This is a genomic window from Ruegeria sp. ABF4_144 (assembly GCF_056160045.1).
Genome location: NZ_JBSWWK010000001.1, coordinates 1,096,295 through 1,113,200, shown reverse-complemented (window position 1 = coordinate 1,113,200; position 16,906 = coordinate 1,096,295). Strand labels below are relative to the sequence as shown.

The 16,906-nt window shown below is 59.0% G+C and carries 16 protein-coding genes; 11 read left to right on the top strand and 5 right to left on the bottom strand.

The annotated features are described in order from the left end of the window. Window positions 1–106: 106 nt before the first annotated feature. The 3 genes from ACXAGD_RS05775 to ACXAGD_RS05765 all read right to left on the bottom strand — a co-directional run bounded on the left by ACXAGD_RS05775 (window position 107) and on the right by ACXAGD_RS05765 (window position 5,951). Entirely contained in the window at window positions 107–1,378 is a 1,272-nt protein-coding gene (locus tag ACXAGD_RS05775) for an MFS transporter (protein WP_475209014.1), read from the bottom strand. Between the two features lie 114 nt (window positions 1,379–1,492). Continuing rightward, on the bottom strand, window positions 1,493–2,539 hold the full coding sequence (gene queA / locus ACXAGD_RS05770; RefSeq protein ID WP_475209013.1) for a tRNA preQ1(34) S-adenosylmethionine ribosyltransferase-isomerase QueA: 1,047 nt from the start codon (window positions 2,537–2,539) through the stop codon (window positions 1,493–1,495). A 31-nt stretch (window positions 2,540–2,570) separates the two neighbouring features. Next, window positions 2,571–5,951, bottom strand: a complete 3,381-nt coding sequence (locus tag ACXAGD_RS05765) for a YhdP family protein (RefSeq protein WP_475209012.1) — start codon at window positions 5,949–5,951, stop codon at window positions 2,571–2,573. Window positions 5,952–6,019: 68 nt separating this feature from the next. On the opposite strand from ACXAGD_RS05765, the gene ACXAGD_RS05760 reads away from it, so the two are divergent. The 6 genes from ACXAGD_RS05760 (at window position 6,020) to aqpZ (ending at window position 11,094) form a co-directional block, all read left to right on the top strand. Beyond that, a complete protein-coding gene (locus tag ACXAGD_RS05760; RefSeq protein WP_475209011.1) occupies window positions 6,020–6,481 on the top strand; it encodes a peroxiredoxin in 462 nt (153 codons plus the stop codon). Between the two features lie 85 nt (window positions 6,482–6,566). Further along, window positions 6,567–7,382 carry a ferritin-like domain-containing protein gene (locus ACXAGD_RS05755; protein ID WP_475212506.1) on the top strand — a complete coding sequence of 272 codons (816 nt, stop codon included), beginning with the start codon at window positions 6,567–6,569 and terminating at the stop codon, window positions 7,380–7,382. Between the two features lie 179 nt (window positions 7,383–7,561). Further along, complete coding sequence (locus ACXAGD_RS05750; RefSeq protein ID WP_475209010.1) at window positions 7,562–8,887, top strand: DUF5930 domain-containing protein; 1,326 nt, start codon at window positions 7,562–7,564, stop codon at window positions 8,885–8,887. Beyond that, window positions 8,877–9,377, top strand: coding sequence for a bactofilin family protein (locus ACXAGD_RS05745; protein ID WP_475209009.1), 501 nt, complete (start codon window positions 8,877–8,879; stop codon window positions 9,375–9,377). Before ACXAGD_RS05750 ends, ACXAGD_RS05745 begins: the two co-directional genes overlap by 11 nt. A 97-nt stretch (window positions 9,378–9,474) precedes the next feature. Beyond that, on the top strand, window positions 9,475–10,284 hold the full coding sequence (locus ACXAGD_RS05740; RefSeq protein ID WP_475209008.1) for a M90 family metallopeptidase: 810 nt from the start codon (window positions 9,475–9,477) through the stop codon (window positions 10,282–10,284). Between the two features lie 123 nt (window positions 10,285–10,407). Further along, a complete protein-coding gene (gene aqpZ, locus ACXAGD_RS05735) occupies window positions 10,408–11,094 on the top strand; it encodes an aquaporin Z (protein ID WP_170443399.1) in 687 nt (228 codons plus the stop codon). A 42-nt stretch (window positions 11,095–11,136) separates the two neighbouring features. Here the strand turns inward: aqpZ and ACXAGD_RS05730 are convergent, their stop codons facing one another. Next, window positions 11,137–11,685, bottom strand: coding sequence for a peptidylprolyl isomerase (locus ACXAGD_RS05730; protein WP_475209007.1), 549 nt, complete (start codon window positions 11,683–11,685; stop codon window positions 11,137–11,139). Beyond that, on the bottom strand, window positions 11,678–12,184 hold the full coding sequence (locus ACXAGD_RS05725; RefSeq protein WP_475209006.1) for a peptidylprolyl isomerase: 507 nt from the start codon (window positions 12,182–12,184) through the stop codon (window positions 11,678–11,680). The genes ACXAGD_RS05730 and ACXAGD_RS05725 overlap by 8 nt, the downstream gene beginning before the upstream one ends. Before the next feature lie 135 nt (window positions 12,185–12,319). Here ACXAGD_RS05725 and ACXAGD_RS05720 point away from each other — a divergent pair, with 135 nt between their 5' ends. The 5 genes from ACXAGD_RS05720 (at window position 12,320) to ACXAGD_RS05700 (ending at window position 16,902) form a co-directional block, all read left to right on the top strand. Continuing rightward, entirely contained in the window at window positions 12,320–13,510 is a 1,191-nt protein-coding gene (locus ACXAGD_RS05720) for a phosphoglycerate kinase (RefSeq protein ID WP_475212503.1), read from the top strand. Between the two features lie 66 nt (window positions 13,511–13,576). Then, on the top strand, window positions 13,577–13,921 hold the full coding sequence (locus ACXAGD_RS05715) for a lysozyme inhibitor LprI family protein (protein WP_475209005.1): 345 nt from the start codon (window positions 13,577–13,579) through the stop codon (window positions 13,919–13,921). Window positions 13,922–14,050: 129 nt separating this feature from the next. After that, window positions 14,051–14,350 carry an FtsB family cell division protein gene (locus ACXAGD_RS05710; RefSeq protein WP_068331927.1) on the top strand — a complete coding sequence of 100 codons (300 nt, stop codon included), beginning with the start codon at window positions 14,051–14,053 and terminating at the stop codon, window positions 14,348–14,350. A 176-nt stretch (window positions 14,351–14,526) separates the two neighbouring features. Then, entirely contained in the window at window positions 14,527–15,516 is a 990-nt protein-coding gene (pdhA, locus tag ACXAGD_RS05705; protein ID WP_475209004.1) for a pyruvate dehydrogenase (acetyl-transferring) E1 component subunit alpha, read from the top strand. Between the two features lie 15 nt (window positions 15,517–15,531). Further along, a complete protein-coding gene (locus ACXAGD_RS05700; RefSeq protein WP_475209003.1) occupies window positions 15,532–16,902 on the top strand; it encodes a pyruvate dehydrogenase complex E1 component subunit beta in 1,371 nt (456 codons plus the stop codon). The last annotated feature ends 4 nt before the right edge of the window (window positions 16,903–16,906 follow it).

Sequence of the window (16,906 nt, the reverse complement as noted above, 5' to 3'; positions counted from 1 at the left end):
CCTAACTCCGTCGTGTTGCCCTCCCCAGGGACGTAAGGTCATTTAAAAACGTTTTACAGATTTGTAACAGTAAAAAATTGCAACACTTGCGACATAATCTTGTGTCCTAGGCAACATCTTGCGTTTCCTGTTCTGCTTCAGCGGCCTCGATAGCAACTTCTTGGGCTACCTCTAGCGCGACCGGAGAGGCCGTCGGATAGAACGGCGACATTGTTCCGGTCTCATCAACAGGGATCGCAGCACGCTGTGTCGTACGGTAGAGCGCATAGGCCGCCATGATGGCCAGCAAAGCGGCGATGAACAGGAAAAAGCCCGGAGGACCAAAGACAGCATCCCCCATCAGCCAACCGGTGATCAACGGCCCGGCAATAGCTCCGAGACCGTTGATGAACAACAAACCACCCGAAGCGGCAGCCATATCTTCGTGATTGAGAAAGTCGTTCGCATGAGCGATCAGCAGCGAATAAAGCGGGTTCGACATTCCGCCGATTACAAAGGCCGCCCCAAGTAGGATTGGGAAGGTAAACCCGAACAGCATACCCACAACGGCAGCGCACGCGCCGACCCCGGCAACCAGCATGATCAGGAACCGTCGATCCATGCGATCCGACATCCAACCTAACGGATACTGCAACACCAAGGCACCAATATAAAAGGCAGCAATAAAGGTCGAAATCTCGACCAGTGTCAGCCCTGATCGGGCACCGTAAACCGAAGCCATACCGAACTGGGCCGAAAACACTCCACCCAGAAGGAACATGCCGACGCAGCCCAGCGGAGAGCTGTTAAACAACTCTCGCAGGGTCATTGGCTTGGTCGTATCGAACGCTGGTGTGGGCGAAATCGACAGAAGGATCGGGGCGAATGAGACCGAGACCAAAATGGACGCAATTACAAAAGTGTCAAACCCAGCCGGGTCACTCAACACCACCAACCCCTGCGCACTGATGATGCCCGTCATCTGAAAAATCATATACAGAGACAGCGCCTGACCGCGGTTTTCGTTGCTGGCTGCATTATTCAGCCAGCTTTCGGCGGTGACATACACGCCGGAAAAGCAGAACCCGATGACGAAACGGCCCAGAACCCAGACAATCGGATTGGTCATCAGCGGGTACAGGATCATGACCGCCGAGATGAACGAGGCCAAAGCCGCGAACACCCGCACATGCCCGACCCGCCGGATCATCTCGGGCGCAAGGCGTGATCCGCCCAGAAAGCCCATGAAATAGGCTGACATCACAAAGGACATCTCGAGCGTCGAAAAACCCTCGATCTCACCCCGGACACCCAGGATCGTGCCCTGCAGGCCGTTACCGACCATCAGAAGCCCCATACCTAAAAGAAGCGCCCACGCGCTGGAAAGGACCTGAAGCATTGGGGTCTCCGTACTGTTAGCCGACCGGCCTTTAGGATTCGTTTTGATATGAAAAACGGCTCAGAACCAGCTTGTCTACGACATTGCGGGGGCGTGATCCCGACATCGCGGCCTTTACGGGATCAAAAGCGACGCATCCCCATATGAGAAGAAACGATATTTCTGTTCAATCGCATGGGCATAGACGTCACGCATCCGATCCTGGCCCATCAGGGCAGAAACCAACATCAACAATGTAGATTTTGGCAGGTGGAAATTGGTCATCAGCGCGTCGGTCACGTGGAATTCAAAACCGGGATAGATGAAAATGTCGGTATCACCCTCCCACGGTTCGATCTGACCCGAACGCGCTGCGCTTTCGATCAGCCGCAGTGCTGTGGTGCCTACCGGAATAACCCGCCCGCCAGCGGCTTTGGTGGCGCGGATTTCCTCGACTGCGTCTGCGCTGACCCTGCCCCATTCGGCGTGCATTTTATGAGTGGTGACGTCCTCGACCTTGACCGGCAGGAATGTGCCCGCACCCACATGCAGGGTCACATGGCTGAATTTAACACCGCGCGCCTGCAAGGCTTGCATCAGTGCCGGATCGAAATGCAACGAGGCAGTGGGGGCCGCCACCGCGCCCGAGTTGCGCGCCCAGATCGTCTGGTAATCAGTCTTGTCCTGCTCATCCGCTGGACGTTTGGCGGCGATATAGGGCGGAAGCGGCATTGCGCCCGCCTGCTCCAGCGCGGTGTCGAAATCGTCTCCTGTCAGGTTGAACCGCAGGTAGGCCTGCCCGTCCGCGACCCGATCCAACGTGGCACTGAGGTCGTCTGAGAACTGAATCTCTTCGCCCAGTTTTACCTTTTTCAGCGGTTTGATCAGCGCTGCCCATGTGCCATCCGCTTGCGGATCAAGCAAGGTGGCCTCGATCGCAGCAGACACTGGCCCCTGTGCGCTGTCGCGGTGGCGGCGACCGTTCAGTCTCGCCGGGATCACGCGAGTGTCGTTCAGCACCAACCGGTCGCCAGGTTGCAGCCACTCGGGCAGATCGAACACATGTGCGTCCGACACCGCATCACCGTTGGCCACCAGCAAACGCGCCGAGGATCGCGGATTGGCGGGCCGCGTGGCAATCAGGTCTTCGGGCAGGTGGAAATCAAAATCGCTGAGTTTCATGGCCGCGCCATACAGCGCCCTTTATCCCAGTTCAACGGTCTGATGCAGGTGCCCCGAAAGTTCGTTTCGGCTCATCCGGTTTGACAGGCTGTGCATTTGGTCCGTCCGTGACTTTGGGCGGTGGTGCTCTCAGCAGGTTGCGCAGGAACAGTGGCGCCAGCCCCGAGAGCGGATTGACCGAGACCTTCGGCTGCCGCAACGGTCCGGTCAGGGTGTAATTGAAGCCAATGATGCCTTCGCCCTTTTTGGTGAAGACACTGCCAATCGCGTTGACCAGATAGATCGGAGAGATTGCCCCGCGCAGGTTCAACAACCCGTTAACCGTGTCGATGGTGCCGTCAAAGGACAAGCCCATCGATGGCCCGACCGCACTGCCGCTGAGGACTTTGACCTGCGTTGGCGTGATCCGCATTCGGCTTTCAATGGTCGCGAAAAAGATGCCCTGCCCAGCCATTTCATCTAACAATCCAACAAGGCTGATGGCATTCAGCAGCGCAGCCATCGCCGGGGCATCTTTGATGCGGGTATCGGAGATTTTCAGGTTCACGTCATAATTGCCGGGACCTGCGACAGGTTCCAGTTGCAGGTTCATCGATCCGCCCCGCGCTTGCGTGATCATGCCGGCCGACCGCAGCACCGCACCGGCATCGCTCGATGTCAACGTCACTGCACTACGGCCCGCGCGAGGCGAGACCTGCCCTCGTACCGCAGCGCCGACGTTGACGCTGGCGTTGAAGGCACCGTTGACACCCCCGGTCGTTTGAAATGTGCCCTTGAACCCGGTCAGGGCAATGGTTTCGGTGACTTGCAGGCGGTCCAGCGTCACATCCATCCGGGGTCCGGGCCCGGACGCTCCTCCGCCACCACTACTGCCGAAAGTCGCTTGGCCGAGGTTCATCACGCCCCCCAACACACGGATGTCTGGTACCGCACCGCCGCTATTGACCAGTTCAGCCGGAACCGCCAGCCAATCGCCCAGATCGAAAGAGCTGAACTGGACACGATCAAAATCCCCGTCGCGGAATGATATCGATGCGGTGGTGCGCAACCCTGCGGCGTTCAGCTTGAGCTCATCGACGCTCAGGTTGCTGCCCAGCGTCGCCGCAACCGTCATCGAGCCAGTCGTGCCAGCCCCTTTGCGCCAACCCAGCTCGGGGATGGCAAGCGCAACGCCCGCCAGATTGGACGTTGCTGTCAATTTTGGCGGTGTACCTGCTCCGATACCCAACGTGATATCCGCAGTGCCTTGCCCGGTCAGCATTCCCTTAGGCAATCCGGCCTTCAACTCAGTCATCAGCCGGGGCGACAGCTCGATTTGTCCGGTCAGTTCGCTGCGCTGCGGTTCAGTGCCGCCAATGGGCTGGCGCCAAGTGGCCTGCAGCGGAACGTCGCCAAACAACCCATTGCCCGAAACCTCGACCCCGGTCTGATCGCCCTGAAGATCAAGCCGGGCGGCGCTGACAGAAAATCCGGGCACCAGTCGGTCGCTTTGCACGTTGTCGATCTCACCCAGGAAGTGGAATTCGGTTTCTTCGAATTTCAGACCCTTTTTCATCGGCAGAGACAGCGTACCGGTCAGGCTGACCTGACCGTCCGCCAGATCGACCGGCAGGTTCGCCTTAGTCAGCAACTCCAACGGCGGCCGGTCCAGCAGCGAGAGTGCGGCCGTGGCGCTGCCCTTGGCAGCGATCCGGGTGATCGACGGCGACACTCCTTTGATTTCCGTGTCCGGTATAATGAAAGAGGTGCCAGTGGCATCAATCGCGCCACCCTGATCCGCAATAACAACCCCCGATTCTGCAGTAGCCGTGAACCGGCTATCAATCAGGCTGGCTTGTCCTTGCGCATTAACAAGTGGCGGCAAGGTCTTGGCAAACCTTATCTTTGCCTTCTCGAACCCAAAGTCCAGATAGATTTCAGGCTTGCTTTCCGGCTGCAGCCGCATGGCAAAATCGACATCCGAGAACTGCCCTTCATACAGGTTGTCCGCAACCCATTTCCTCGGTTTCGGCGCCAGACGGTCCGGCCAGTAATTCAACAACTGATCCGCGTTCATGTGGTCCAGATGCGCGTCCACCTGCGCGGCCCAGCCTCGCGGTTCGCCCGTCAGCTCGCCCGTGCCAAGCAGACGGTAATTGGCATCTTCCACCATGATCTGCCCCAGACGCAGCTCGAACGGGGCCAGTTTCATCTGCATGTCCAGTTCGGCCCGAGCCAGTTTCAGCGATTCAGGGAACAGGTTGGCCGGGTTGATGTTGATACTGTTGAAGCTCAGTTGTGAGGTCAGGCTCTCTAGGCTGCCGTTTTCAATGCCGTTCAAAAAGGCTTTGCCCTCACCCTGAAACGCACCCCAGGCCGAGACCACGGATACTTCGTTGAAGTCCAGTTCCTGACGGTTTGGAGTGTAAGTGAAATACGTGCTAGCCGACTCAAACGGGATCGGACGTGTTTCCTGTGTGGGTTGCAACGCGCCCGCGCCAAGGTTCAGCGTTGCAAATAGCGGACCCAGCGCCGCATTGCCGTCAACGCTGCCGCGCAGCGCGCCCGAGATCGGCGCTTGGAGGACCTGCAGCCACGACAGGGCGAGGCTTTGCCCCGCGATGTCTTCTGCGGGCAGATCGGTAATCGCAACACCAAAACGTGCCTGTGGCGTACCCAGAACACTGGTGTAATTAGCCTCGATCGAGCTGGCATAGTCGCGCCCGGTCAGAACCGAAAACCCGGTGGCCAGGTGCATTTCGTCACCGCTACGGGTTATCGTGATGTGGCCGCCATCAAAGACCCAGGCACGACCAAGGCGCAGGTCTTTGTAGTCCAGCGTTAAGGATTCCAAATCGACCGAACGCAGGCCGGACAGGATGGGCGACAGGAACACATCGTCCGATTGATCGATCAATTTTGCCAGGTCGGGCGCTTCGTGAACTGGGGCGCTGCCCGATCCAACGGTCAGAGACAACGCCCCATCCAGACCACGCGTCAAATCGAACTGCGCCCCCCTTACGGTGATGCGGCGCGGGCGAATCTGCCCCCGGAGCAAACCGCGCATGGACAGCCGGGTGCGCAGGTCCGAGACCCTCGCGATCTGCTGCCCTGCGGCATCGCTGATCGTCACATCGGTCAATTTCAGACGTGGTCGCCACTCTTCGTTGACGATGAAACTGGCATCGCCAAAACGGATTTTCAGTCCACCCAGACTTTGTTCCAGCCGTTGCTCAACCTTGTTACGCACCCATTCCGGCGCGTGTAGGTTTTGCCCGAACAAAAAGAACCAGGCCACAAACGCCAGCAGGCCAAGCGACAGAACCGTCCAAATGGAAAAATGCGCAGCGATACGACGTTTCGAGCGACGGCGCCGGGGTTTCTCCGGTTGCGTCGCACTTTTGTCCTCGTGCTGCACCAATTTTTTATCCACGCCTTCCAACCCGCTTGCGCCGCCCTATGATCTCGGGCAGCCCTTAAAAAACTTTAGCGGAGTTTCCAATGCCCGACATTTCAGACATCGCCCCGGATTTCACTTTGCCCCGCGACGGAGGCGGCGAGGTCACCTTGTCTGCCCTGCGCGGCGGCACTGTGGTTCTGTTCTTCTATCCCCGCGATGATACGCCGGGCTGCACCAAGGAATCCATCGGTTTCTCGGAACAACTTCAAGCCTTTGCCGATGCGGGCGCTCAAGTTTTTGGCATCTCGCGCGACAGCGTCGCTAAGCACGACAAGTTCGTGGCCAAACACAATCTGACCACACCGCTGTTGTCGGATGAGGGATCGTCGGTCTGCGAGGATTACGGCGTATGGGTTGAAAAGAACATGTACGGCCGCAAGTCGATGGGGATCGAACGCTCGACCTTTATCATTGACGCCGATGGCAAGATCGCGCGCGTCTGGCGCAAGGTCAAAGTACCCGGTCACGTCGACGAGGTGCTCGAGGCCGTACGCGCCCTTTAGACCCCTCGACCAAGGCCGCCATCCAGTCTATCAGCTGCGCATACATCTATGCGGAGAAAGACAGGTGTCCAAGACGCTAACACAGATGGCGACCGAGGTTCTAACCACAGCGGATGGGCGGGAGAAAACCGCCCTGTCCAAACGCTTCGCCGCCGCATGGTTTTCATCGCGCAAGGGTGAGGCCCCGGCGATTGAGATCGGCACCGCGAGACCCCCGCTGCAACCGGCACGCCCGGATCAACCCGAGCTGCTATCCCCGCGCGAGGTGCCAAAACGCAAACCCGGAACCGAGGCGGGCCGCATCGCCCTACTGCACGCCGTCGCGCATATCGAGTTGAACGCGGTGGACCTGCATTGGGACATCATCGCGCGGTTCGGTCACGTGCCGATGCCGATCGGCTTTTATGACGACTGGGTCAAATGCGCCGAGGAGGAATCGCGCCATTTCGAAATGGTGTGCGATTGTCTGGAAAACATGGGCAGCCACTATGGTGCCCTGCCCGCCCATGCCGGCATGTGGCGCGCCGCCGAAGACACAGCCGAAGATCTTATGGGACGGCTAGCCGTGGTTCCGATGGTCCTTGAGGCGCGCGGACTGGACGTCACGCCCGGCATGATCGGCATTTTCCGCAAAGCCAAAGACGAAAGGGCCATCGCCGCGCTTGAGGTCATCTATGCCGAAGAAGTCGGCCACGTGGCCTATGGTTCGAAATGGTTCCATTTCCTATGCGGGCGCGAAAATGCCGACCCCAAGGACGTGTTTCACCAGCTGGTACGGCGCTATTTCCACGGGGTACTCAAACCCCCGTTCAACGAGGAAAAGCGGGCCGAGGCCGGGCTGCCGCCAAACTTCTACTGGCCGCTGACCGAAGACCTGCCACCACCCGGGACTGCACCTTAAACGCACGCAACTTGACGTTATCGGCAATTTCCCGCCGAGAATTGGCGGGAATATGAGGCTTTCTTGTGTGAACTGGTTAACAAACTTGCCCAAAGCACACGCCCGTTCTATGCAATGCGCCCAAGGGACGGACATCACTCACAACCGGTCCCGATCTTGGGGATGAGAGGTAAAGACGCGTGCGAACACGTCTGGCAATCAAACTACACTCACTGCTTGAGCGGCATTTCCCGGAGCGCCGGGTCTTCCTGAAATCTGACAACGACACGCGATTCATCCGGCTGAGTTCGGAAACCCAAGTCGCAGCCGTCGCCGGTGTGGCGGTAATCGTTGGCTGGACAGCGGTCGCCACCGCGACCTTGCTGATGGACAGCATCGGATCGGGCAATTTCCGTGAGCAGGCTAAACGGGATCAGGCCACCTATCAGGAACGCCTGAACATCCTGTCCGCTGAACGCGACGCCCGCGCACAAGAGGCACTGGCCGCACAAGACCGGTTCAACGCGGCGCTGAAGCAGATTTCGGCCATGCAGTCAGAATTGCTGGCTTCGGAAAACCGCCGGCGCGAGCTTGAGACCGGAATCGAGGTCATCCAGACCACCCTGCGTGCGACCATGAAACAGCGCGAAGAAGCCCGCACCGAACTGGCCAGCGTTCAGGTCGAGGCCGATGATGGTGAGATGTACGTGACCGCGCTGGCCTCGCCCGAGCAGATGACATTTATGACCGAGGCTCTGGCCCGCACAGCGCAAGAGCGCGACCAGATTGCGGCCGATGCCCGGGACGCGCTGGACCAGCGCGACGAGCTTGAGCTGGAGATCCAGCTGATGCAGGAACGCAGTGACGAGATTTTCCGCCAGCTCGAAGAGGCGATGGTGATCTCGGTCGAACCACTGGACAAGATGTTCCGCCAAGCCGGTATGCCCACCGACCGTATTATTGAAGAGGTCCGCCGCGGTTACAGCGGTATGGGCGGACCCCTGACACCCATCTCATTCAGCACGCGCGGCGAGGACCTGACCCCCGACGAGATTCGCGCAAATGTATTGCTGCAGCAGATGGATCAGCTGAACCTGTACCGCCTTGCCGCCGAGAAAGCGCCGTTCGCCAATCCGGTGAACTCCGTGGTGCGGTTTACAAGTGGTTTCGGTACCCGCCGTGACCCGAAAACCGGCGGGCGGCGCATGCATAATGGCGTTGATTTTGCCGGTCCGCAGGGCACGGATATCTTCGCAACCGCAGATGGCGTCGTCACACATGCAGGCTGGCAATCCGGTTTCGGACGCATGGTCAAGATCCGCCACGCCTTTGGAATTGAGACACTTTACGCCCATAACACCAAGATCCGCGTCAAGGTTGGTCAAAGGGTCTCGCGCGGGGATCATATTGCTGATATGGGTAGCACCGGACGGTCTACCGGCACGCATCTGCACTATGAGGTGCGCGTAAACGGAAAACCTGTAAACCCAATGACTTACATCAAGGCTGCGAGAAATGTTTTCTAAGAGCAAAATCAACGAGCCCGGATCGAATGCACCCGAGGCGGCAAAACCTGCCGCTCCGGCCACACCGGCGACCCCTGCACCGGCGGAAAACAAGGCCAGCACCGCGCCCAAGCCCAAGCCTCCGGCATCGGTTCTGTCCTCGGACCTGCACATCACAGGCAACCTGAAGACCACCGGCGACATTCAGGTCGAAGGCACTGTCGAAGGCGACATCCGCGCGCATCTGCTGACCATCGGTGAAACCGCCACCATCAAGGGCGAAGTCACTGCTGACGACGTCGTAATCAACGGCCGCATCGTGGGCCGCGTGCGTGGTCTGAAAGTGCGTCTGACCTCGACCGCACGTGTCGAAGGCGACATCATCCACAAGACCATCGCCATCGAAAGCGGTGCGCATTTCGAAGGATCTGTGCAGCGTCAGGACGACCCGCTGAACCCGGGCCGCAGTGCCAAGGCCGGCGCCAACCCGGCGGCCGAAGTCAAGCAGTAACGCTGACCCGATATCCGAATGTACAAACGCCGCGGGTCATCCTGCGGCGTTTTTCTTTTGCCCTTGCCGACAGGACAGGTCGGTATAGGGTTCTGACATGTTGATCTTTTTCTCGATCCTCCTGCTGATCGCAGGCTTTTTCCTGTACCGCTACAGGTCCAGGTCACAGGCGCGGCAAGAGCTGCTGGCTACTCCGCTAACCGATCACCAACGCAAGATGATCGAACAGCAGGTGCCGCTGATCCGCCGCCTGCCCCGTGACCTTCGCGCCAAGCTGGACGGCAAGGTGAACCTGTTTTTGGATCAGGTGCAGTTTCACGGCTGCGACGGGCTGGAAGTCACCGAAGAGATGGAACTGGCCATCGCCGCGCAGGCCAGCCTGCTGCTGGTCAACAGCGACCAATGGTATGATCACCTGACGACGATCCTGATCTATCCAAACGCCTTCAAATCGCGCCAACGCAGGCAGGAAGGCTATGTCGTCAGCGAAAAAGAAATCGTGCGCACCGGCGAAAGCTGGGATCGCGGCCCCGTGATCCTGTCGTGGCGGCACAGCAAAGCCGGTGCCGCAAATGACCATGACGGTCAAAATGTCGTGCTGCACGAGTTTGCGCATCAGGTCGACGACCTCTCGGGTGGCACCAACGGTGTTCCGATCCTGAGCGACGGGCAGAGCTTTGCCGAATGGGAGCGCGTTTTCCTGACAGCCTATGACGCCCATGTGCGCGCTGTCGAACACGGTCGGCACACTGTCATTGATCCCTATGGAGCGACCGGCCACGAAGAGTTCTTTGCCGTTTCGGTCGAGGTCTTTTTCGAACAGCCGCAACAGCTGAAGGCTGCCGTGCCCGAGGTGTATGAACAGCTGTCGAAATTGTTTCGTCTGGACCCCGCAAATTGGGGTTAGACGCCCGTTCAAACCCGGTGGCTCATTTCTGAAAACGGTGTCTGAAATTTCCCCGTTTTCCATCGTTTCACAAAATGCGTTTTTTGAATTAACCTTAAATCAGTGTTTTCAGGAGGGATTTTCATGTCATCAAAACTCATGGCCGAGTTTTTCGGAACGTTTTGGTTGGTACTGGGTGGCTGCGGCAGCGCCGTACTGGCAGCAGGCGTCGCGGATGTGGGCATCGGCTGGTTGGGCGTTTCCTTTGCCTTCGGCCTCACGGTTCTGACCATGGCTTATGCGGTCGGCCACATCTCGGGCGGGCATTTCAACCCAGCGGTCAGCCTAGGACTGATGATGGGCGGCAGGTTCCCGGCCAAGGACTTGATCCCTTATTGGATCGCACAGGTGATCGGCGCCATTGCCGCCGCAGCCGTCTTGTATCTGATTGTCAGCGGCGCTCCGGGGTTCGAGGGTGTCGGTGGATTTGCGTCGAACGGATACGGCGAGGCATCGCCCGAGGGCTACTCGATGATGTCAGCGCTGGTGATTGAGATCGTGATGACCGCGTTCTTCATCATTGTCATTCTGGGCGCTACATCCAACTTTGCGCCCGACGGGTTCGCTCCGATCGCCATTGGCCTGTGCCTGACGCTGATCCACCTGATCTCGATCCCGGTGACGAACACGTCGGTCAACCCGGCACGGTCCACCGGTGTAGCCCTGTTCGCAGATGCTCCAGCCCTTGGACAACTCTGGCTGTTCTGGGTTGCTCCGCTTATCGGTGCGGCCATCGGGGCTCTGATCTGGCAGGCCATGGGCGACGATTGAGATAAAAAAAGCCCCGAAGCGGAAGGCTTCGGGGCTTTTTCTTTATTCGGTGACAGTGACCTTTTTCATCACGTCCGGCTGACCGATCACAGCGCCGTTTGGGCCATCGCCCCGCTTGATCGCATCGACCACATCCATGCCGTCGGTCACCTGACCAACAACCGTGTACTGGCCGTTCAGGAACGGACCCGGTTCGAACATGATGAAGAATTGCGAGTTCGCACTGTCGGGGTCTTGCGCCCGCGCCATCCCCACAACCCCACGGTCATAGTTATAGTCCGAGAACTCTGCAGGCAGGTTCGGGCGGTCAGACCCACCTGTGCCGGCGCGTCGCATATCACCGCCAACACGGCCATATTCGACGTCTCCGGTCTGGGCCATGAAGCCGTCGATCACACGGTGAAACACCACGCCATCATATTTGCCTTCAGCGGCCAGAGCACTGATCTGCTCGACATGTTTGGGGGCTAGATCTTCGAACAGGTCGACGGTGACGACACCGTTGGCGCCCTCCCCCTCGATCTCGATCTCAAGCCCGGTGGCCAGCGCAGGGCTGGCCAGCAGGGCAAAAGCGGCGGCCAGCTTATACATCTGCGGCCACCTTGACGCTGATCATGCGATCCGGGCTCGCAGGCGGCTCACCACGTACGATGGCATCCACATGCTCCATCCCGTCGATGACACGGCCATAAACGGTGTATTGGCCGTTCAGGAAGTGGTTGTCCTTGAAGTTGATGAAGAACTGCGAGTTGGCCGAGTCTGGGTTCTGCGAGCGTGCCGCACCCAGCGTGCCACGGTCATGCGGCAGCTTCGAGAATTCGGCCGGAACGTTGGGCAGCGACGACCCACCGGTGCCCGCCATACGCAGGTTGAACCCGTCTTCCATGTCGCCATGCTGTACGTCGCCGGTTTGCGCCATGAAACCGTCGATCACACGGTGAAAAGCTACGTTGTCATACTCACCACCGCGCGCCAGATCTTTCATCCGTGCAGAGTGCAGCGGAGCCACATCGGGCAGCAGTTCGATGACGACGTTGCCGCCCTTCAGTTCGATGATGATTGTGTTTTCGGGATCCTTAATCTCGGCCATGAGGCCCTCCTGTCGTTTGGTCTTGAGCAAATACCTATTCGCCATGCACATGAATGCCAAGTGACGCATTGACCTGAGGGCAAAATGCAGGAAAAGAACCGCCTAAATCTGTTTCACATTTCCGAGGATTGCACGATGGGCTGGAAAACTCTCGACGACATGGACCTGAACGGCAAACGCGTGTTGGTGCGCGTCGATATCAACGTCCCGGTGGTGGATGGGGTCGTCACCGACGCAACCCGCATTCAGCGCATTGTGCCAACGGTTCGCGATATTCTGGCCGCGGGCGGCAAACCGATCCTGCTGGCGCATTTTGGGCGCCCGGGCGGTGAACGCCGCGAGAACCTGTCGCTGAAGCAACTGGTCCCCACGCTGCAAGATGCCTTTGGCTCTACTGTCCTTTTCGCCGCAGATTGCGTTGGTACCGAGGCTGAACTGGCCGCCGAGGCGCTGCAACCCGGTCAGGTGTTGCTGCTGGAAAACACCCGCTTCCACGCGGCTGAAACCAAGAACGACGCTGATCTGGCCGCAGGAATGGCCAAGCTGGGCGAGGTCTATTGCAACGACGCGTTTTCGGCTGCTCACCGCGCCCACAGCTCGACCGAGGCTATCGCCCGCCTGCTCCCCTCGTGCGCTGGTCGTCTGATGCAGGCCGAGCTTGAGGCGCTGGAAGGCGCTCTGGGCGCGCCCAAGCGTCCTGTGACCGCCGTGGTGGGCGGTGCGAAAGTATCGACCAAGCTGGAACTGCTGGGCAACCTGATCAGCAAGGTAGATTATCTGGTCATCGGCGGTGGCATGGCGAACACCTTTCTTGTTGCTCAGGGCGTGAACGTAGGCAAATCGCTGGCCGAAACCGCAATGAAAGACACCGCGGCCGAGATCCTGGCCAAAGCCGAAAGCGCGGGCTGCACCATCGTTTTGCCAACTGACATCGTTGTCGCGGAAAAGTTCGAAGCCAACGCCCCGTATCAGGTACTGCCAGCGGATCAATGCACCAATGACGGCATGATCCTGGACGCAGGTCCGGATAGCGTTGTAGCGATTACCGAGATATTCGCCGAAAGCCAGACCCTGATCTGGAACGGACCGCTGGGCGCGTTTGAGATCGAACCTTTCGACGCAGCCACCAATGCTGCAGCGCTGAAAGCCGCAGCGCTGACCCGTTCGGGCCAGCTGGTGTCGGTCGCGGGCGGTGGTGACACGGTCGCTGCGCTGAACGCTTCGGGGGCGGCCAAGGACTTTTCGTACATCTCCACCGCTGGTGGCGCGTTCCTTGAATGGATGGAAGGCAAGACCCTGCCCGGCGTTGCTGCGCTGGAAGGCTAAACCGCGCAATTTGGTCGCGCGTCGAAGCTCGTGGTAAACTCTCCCCATTAAGGTGGAGATTTTGCCATGAGAGTTTTTGCCTGCCTGATCATTGCCCTGTTTCCCCTGCCCGCCATTTCCCAATCCAGTTGCAGCGGGCAGACCCAGCTTGATGCGAACTTTTGCGCCAAGGAGAAATGGGAGATCGCTGACCGCGAGCTGAACAGGCTCTGGAAAGAGATCAAACCGAAAGCAGATGCACGTGGAGACGGCCCGGCCCTGTTGACCGAGCAACGCGCCTGGCTGAAAACCCGCGACGCTGCTTGTGAGCCCGAGTTGAAAAGCGACGGCAGTGCTGCGCCTATGTTTTATTGGGCCTGCATGGAACAGCAAACCCTGACCCGCAATCAGGCATTGGAGGCATGGCGCTAGGCGCGGGTCATCAACAATTTTGGAAAATTGCGAATCAAGGGATTCACAACCCGAATCACCTGTGACATAGTGCGACCAGATGCTCGCAAAGGGCACGTTATTGAGGCAGTTCATACGGCGGTAAACAGAGTGTCCCGTTCCCATCGGCCCGGTTTGGGCGCAGTCGTTTTCTTCATGGTGGCGTTTATGCTGGGTGTGTACTTCACCTTTGCCGCCGTGCAGGGCGACTATGGCCTGTTCCGGCGGGTCGAGATTGCGGCGGAACGGGACGCCCTGTCACGCGACCTGGCCAAACTTGAGGCTGAGATCGCCGAGATGGAAAACCTGACCCGCCGCCTTTCGGATACCTATCTGGACCTTGACCTGCTGGATCAGCAGGCGCGCTCGGTTCTGGGCATGATCCGTTCGGATGAGATCGTCATTCGCTGATCCCCCTCAAGATTCTCAACAAAAGATACCTAGGTACCGGCGTCATACCCAACAATTTACGGCCTGTTTCCGCAGGATCGGACGCTGCGTCACATTTACCCTCGCCAGAAAGCCGCAAATGCTTTAAGAGATAGTTTAACGCTAAACTATCTGTCCGGAAGGGGGAGATCGCCACGATGGCTGCGCGAAAAACCACAAAGAAACCAAATGTTTCTGCGGAAGAGCTTAAAACCTACTACCGCGAAATGCTTCTGATCCGCCGATTCGAGGAAAAAGCGGGCCAGCTGTACGGCATGGGTCTGATCGGTGGGTTCTGCCACCTCTATATCGGACAAGAAGCCGTTGTTGTGGGCCTCGAGGCCGCAGCCAAAGAAGGCGACAAGCGTATCACCTCTTACCGCGACCACGGTCACATGCTGGCCTGCGGAATGGAGCCCGGCGGCGTGATGGCCGAATTGACCGGACGCATCGGTGGTCTGTCCAAAGGTAAGGGCGGCTCCATGCACATGTTCTCGAAAGAGAAGCATTTCTATGGCGGCCACGGCATCGTCGGCGCGCAGGTCCCACTGGGCGCGGGTCTGGCATTTGCTGACAAGTACAAGGAAAATGGCGGCGTGACCTTCACCTACTTCGGTGATGGCGCAGCTAACCAGGGTCAGGTTTATGAAACGTTCAACATGGCTGCCCTCTGGGATTTGCCGGTGGTTTTCGTGATCGAGAACAACCAGTACGCCATGGGCACGGCGCAGGCGCGCTCGACGTCTTCCGCTGACATCTACCACCGTGGTCAGGCCTTCGGAATCCCCGGCGAAATGGTCGACGGCATGGATGTTCTGGCTGTAAAAGCCGCGGGCGAAAAAGCCGTCGCCCACTGCCGCGCAGGCAAAGGCCCCTACATCCTTGAGATTAAAACCTACCGCTACCGCGGCCACTCGATGTCCGACCCGGCCAAGTACCGTACCCGTGAAGAGGTTCAGAAGGTCCGCGAACAAAGCGACCCGATCGAACATGTGCGCGAGCTGCTGCTGACCGGCAAGCACGCCACCGAGGATGACCTGAAGGCGATCGACAAAGAGATCAAAGAGATCGTCAATCAGGCCGCCGAATTCTCGAAAGAAAGCCCCGAGCCTTCCGTCGAAGAGCTCTGGACCGACATTTACGCCTGAGAGGACGATTAAGACATGGCAACCGAAATTCTCATGCCCGCCCTTTCGCCCACGATGGAAGAGGGCACGCTGGCCAAATGGCTGGTCAAGGAAGGCGACACCGTATCCTCGGGCGATATCATGGCCGAGATCGAAACCGACAAAGCGACGATGGAGTTCGAAGCGGTCGATGAAGGTATCGTCGGCAAGATCCTGATTGCCGAGGGCACCGAAGGGGTCAAGGTCAACACCCCTATCGCGGTTCTGGTTGAAGAAGGCGAAGACGCCTCTGCCCTGCCCGCGGCTGCGCCCGCAGCCGCAGCGGTGACTGAGGCCGCCCCTGCGGCGGTTGAGACCCCAGCTCCTGCCGCTGCCCCCGCAGCTCCGGTCGTCGACTTGTCGCCCGACTGGCCCGCAGATGCGGAAATGAAATCCGAAACCGTCCGCGAAGCGCTGCGCGACGCAATGGCCGAGGAAATGCGTGGGGACGAAGACGTCTACCTGATGGGCGAGGAAGTCGCCGAATATCAAGGCGCTTACAAAATCTCGCAAGGTCTGCTGGACGAATTCGGCTCCAAACGCGTGATCGACACCCCGATCACAGAACACGGTTTCGCTGGTATCGCGGTTGGTTCGGCATTTGGTGGCCTGAAACCCATCGTCGAGTTCATGACCTTCAACTTCGCCATGCAGGCGATCGACCAGATCATCAACTCGGCCGCCAAGACTCTCTATATGTCCGGCGGTCAGATGGGCTGTCCCATCGTGTTCCGTGGCCCCAACGGTGCCGCCGCCCGCGTAGCCGCGCAGCACTCTCAGGACTACGCCGCGTGGTACATGCAGATCCCCGGCCTGAAAGTCGTCATGCCCTATTCTGCAGCCGACGCCAAAGGTCTGCTGAAGTCGGCCATCCGCGATCCCAACCCGGTGGTCTTCCTGGAAAACGAAATCCTCTACGGTCGCTCGTTCGACGTCCCACAAGTGGATGACCTGACCATCCCGCTGGGCAAGGCCCGCATCTGGCGCGAAGGTTCAGACGTGACCATCGTCAGCTTCGGCATCGGCATGCAGTTTGCATTGGAAGCCGCCGACAAGCTGGCCGAAGAAGGCATCAGCGCCGAAGTGATCGACCTGCGCACCATCCGCCCGATGGACACCGGCGCGATCATCAACTCGGTGATGAAAACCAACCGTCTTGTCACCGTCGAAGAAGGCTGGCCGCAGGGTTCGGTCGGCAGCTACATCAGCTCGGTCGTGATGCAGGAGGCGTTCGACTATCTCGACGCGCCGGTCATCAACTGCACCGGCAAGGACGTTCCGATGCCCTACGCCGCGAACCTGGAAAAGCTGGCCCTGATCACCACGGATGAGGTGATCGCCGCCGTCAAACAAGTGACCTATCGGTAAGGAG

Excerpts from the sequence above, each read along its gene's own strand:
- pdhA (WP_475209004.1), top strand. The coding sequence starts at position 14,527 with ATGGCTGCGCGAAAAACCACAAAGAAACCAAATGTTTCTGCGGAAGAG.
- ACXAGD_RS05745 (WP_475209009.1), top strand. The coding sequence starts at position 8,877 with ATGTTTTCTAAGAGCAAAATCAACGAGCCCGGATCGAATGCACCCGAG.
- ACXAGD_RS05720 (WP_475212503.1), top strand. The coding sequence starts at position 12,320 with ATGGGCTGGAAAACTCTCGACGACATGGACCTGAACGGCAAACGCGTG.
- aqpZ (WP_170443399.1), top strand. The coding sequence starts at position 10,408 with ATGTCATCAAAACTCATGGCCGAGTTTTTCGGAACGTTTTGGTTGGTA.
- ACXAGD_RS05755 (WP_475212506.1), top strand. The coding sequence starts at position 6,567 with ATGGCGACCGAGGTTCTAACCACAGCGGATGGGCGGGAGAAAACCGCC.
- ACXAGD_RS05725 (WP_475209006.1), bottom strand. The coding sequence starts at position 12,184 with ATGGCCGAGATTAAGGATCCCGAAAACACAATCATCATCGAACTGAAG.
- ACXAGD_RS05760 (WP_475209011.1), top strand. The coding sequence starts at position 6,020 with ATGCCCGACATTTCAGACATCGCCCCGGATTTCACTTTGCCCCGCGAC.
- ACXAGD_RS05740 (WP_475209008.1), top strand. The coding sequence starts at position 9,475 with ATGTTGATCTTTTTCTCGATCCTCCTGCTGATCGCAGGCTTTTTCCTG.
- ACXAGD_RS05775 (WP_475209014.1), bottom strand. The coding sequence starts at position 1,378 with ATGCTTCAGGTCCTTTCCAGCGCGTGGGCGCTTCTTTTAGGTATGGGG.
- ACXAGD_RS05730 (WP_475209007.1), bottom strand. The coding sequence starts at position 11,685 with ATGTATAAGCTGGCCGCCGCTTTTGCCCTGCTGGCCAGCCCTGCGCTG.
- queA (WP_475209013.1), bottom strand. The coding sequence starts at position 2,539 with ATGAAACTCAGCGATTTTGATTTCCACCTGCCCGAAGACCTGATTGCC.
- ACXAGD_RS05715 (WP_475209005.1), top strand. The coding sequence starts at position 13,577 with ATGAGAGTTTTTGCCTGCCTGATCATTGCCCTGTTTCCCCTGCCCGCC.
- ACXAGD_RS05700 (WP_475209003.1), top strand. The coding sequence starts at position 15,532 with ATGGCAACCGAAATTCTCATGCCCGCCCTTTCGCCCACGATGGAAGAG.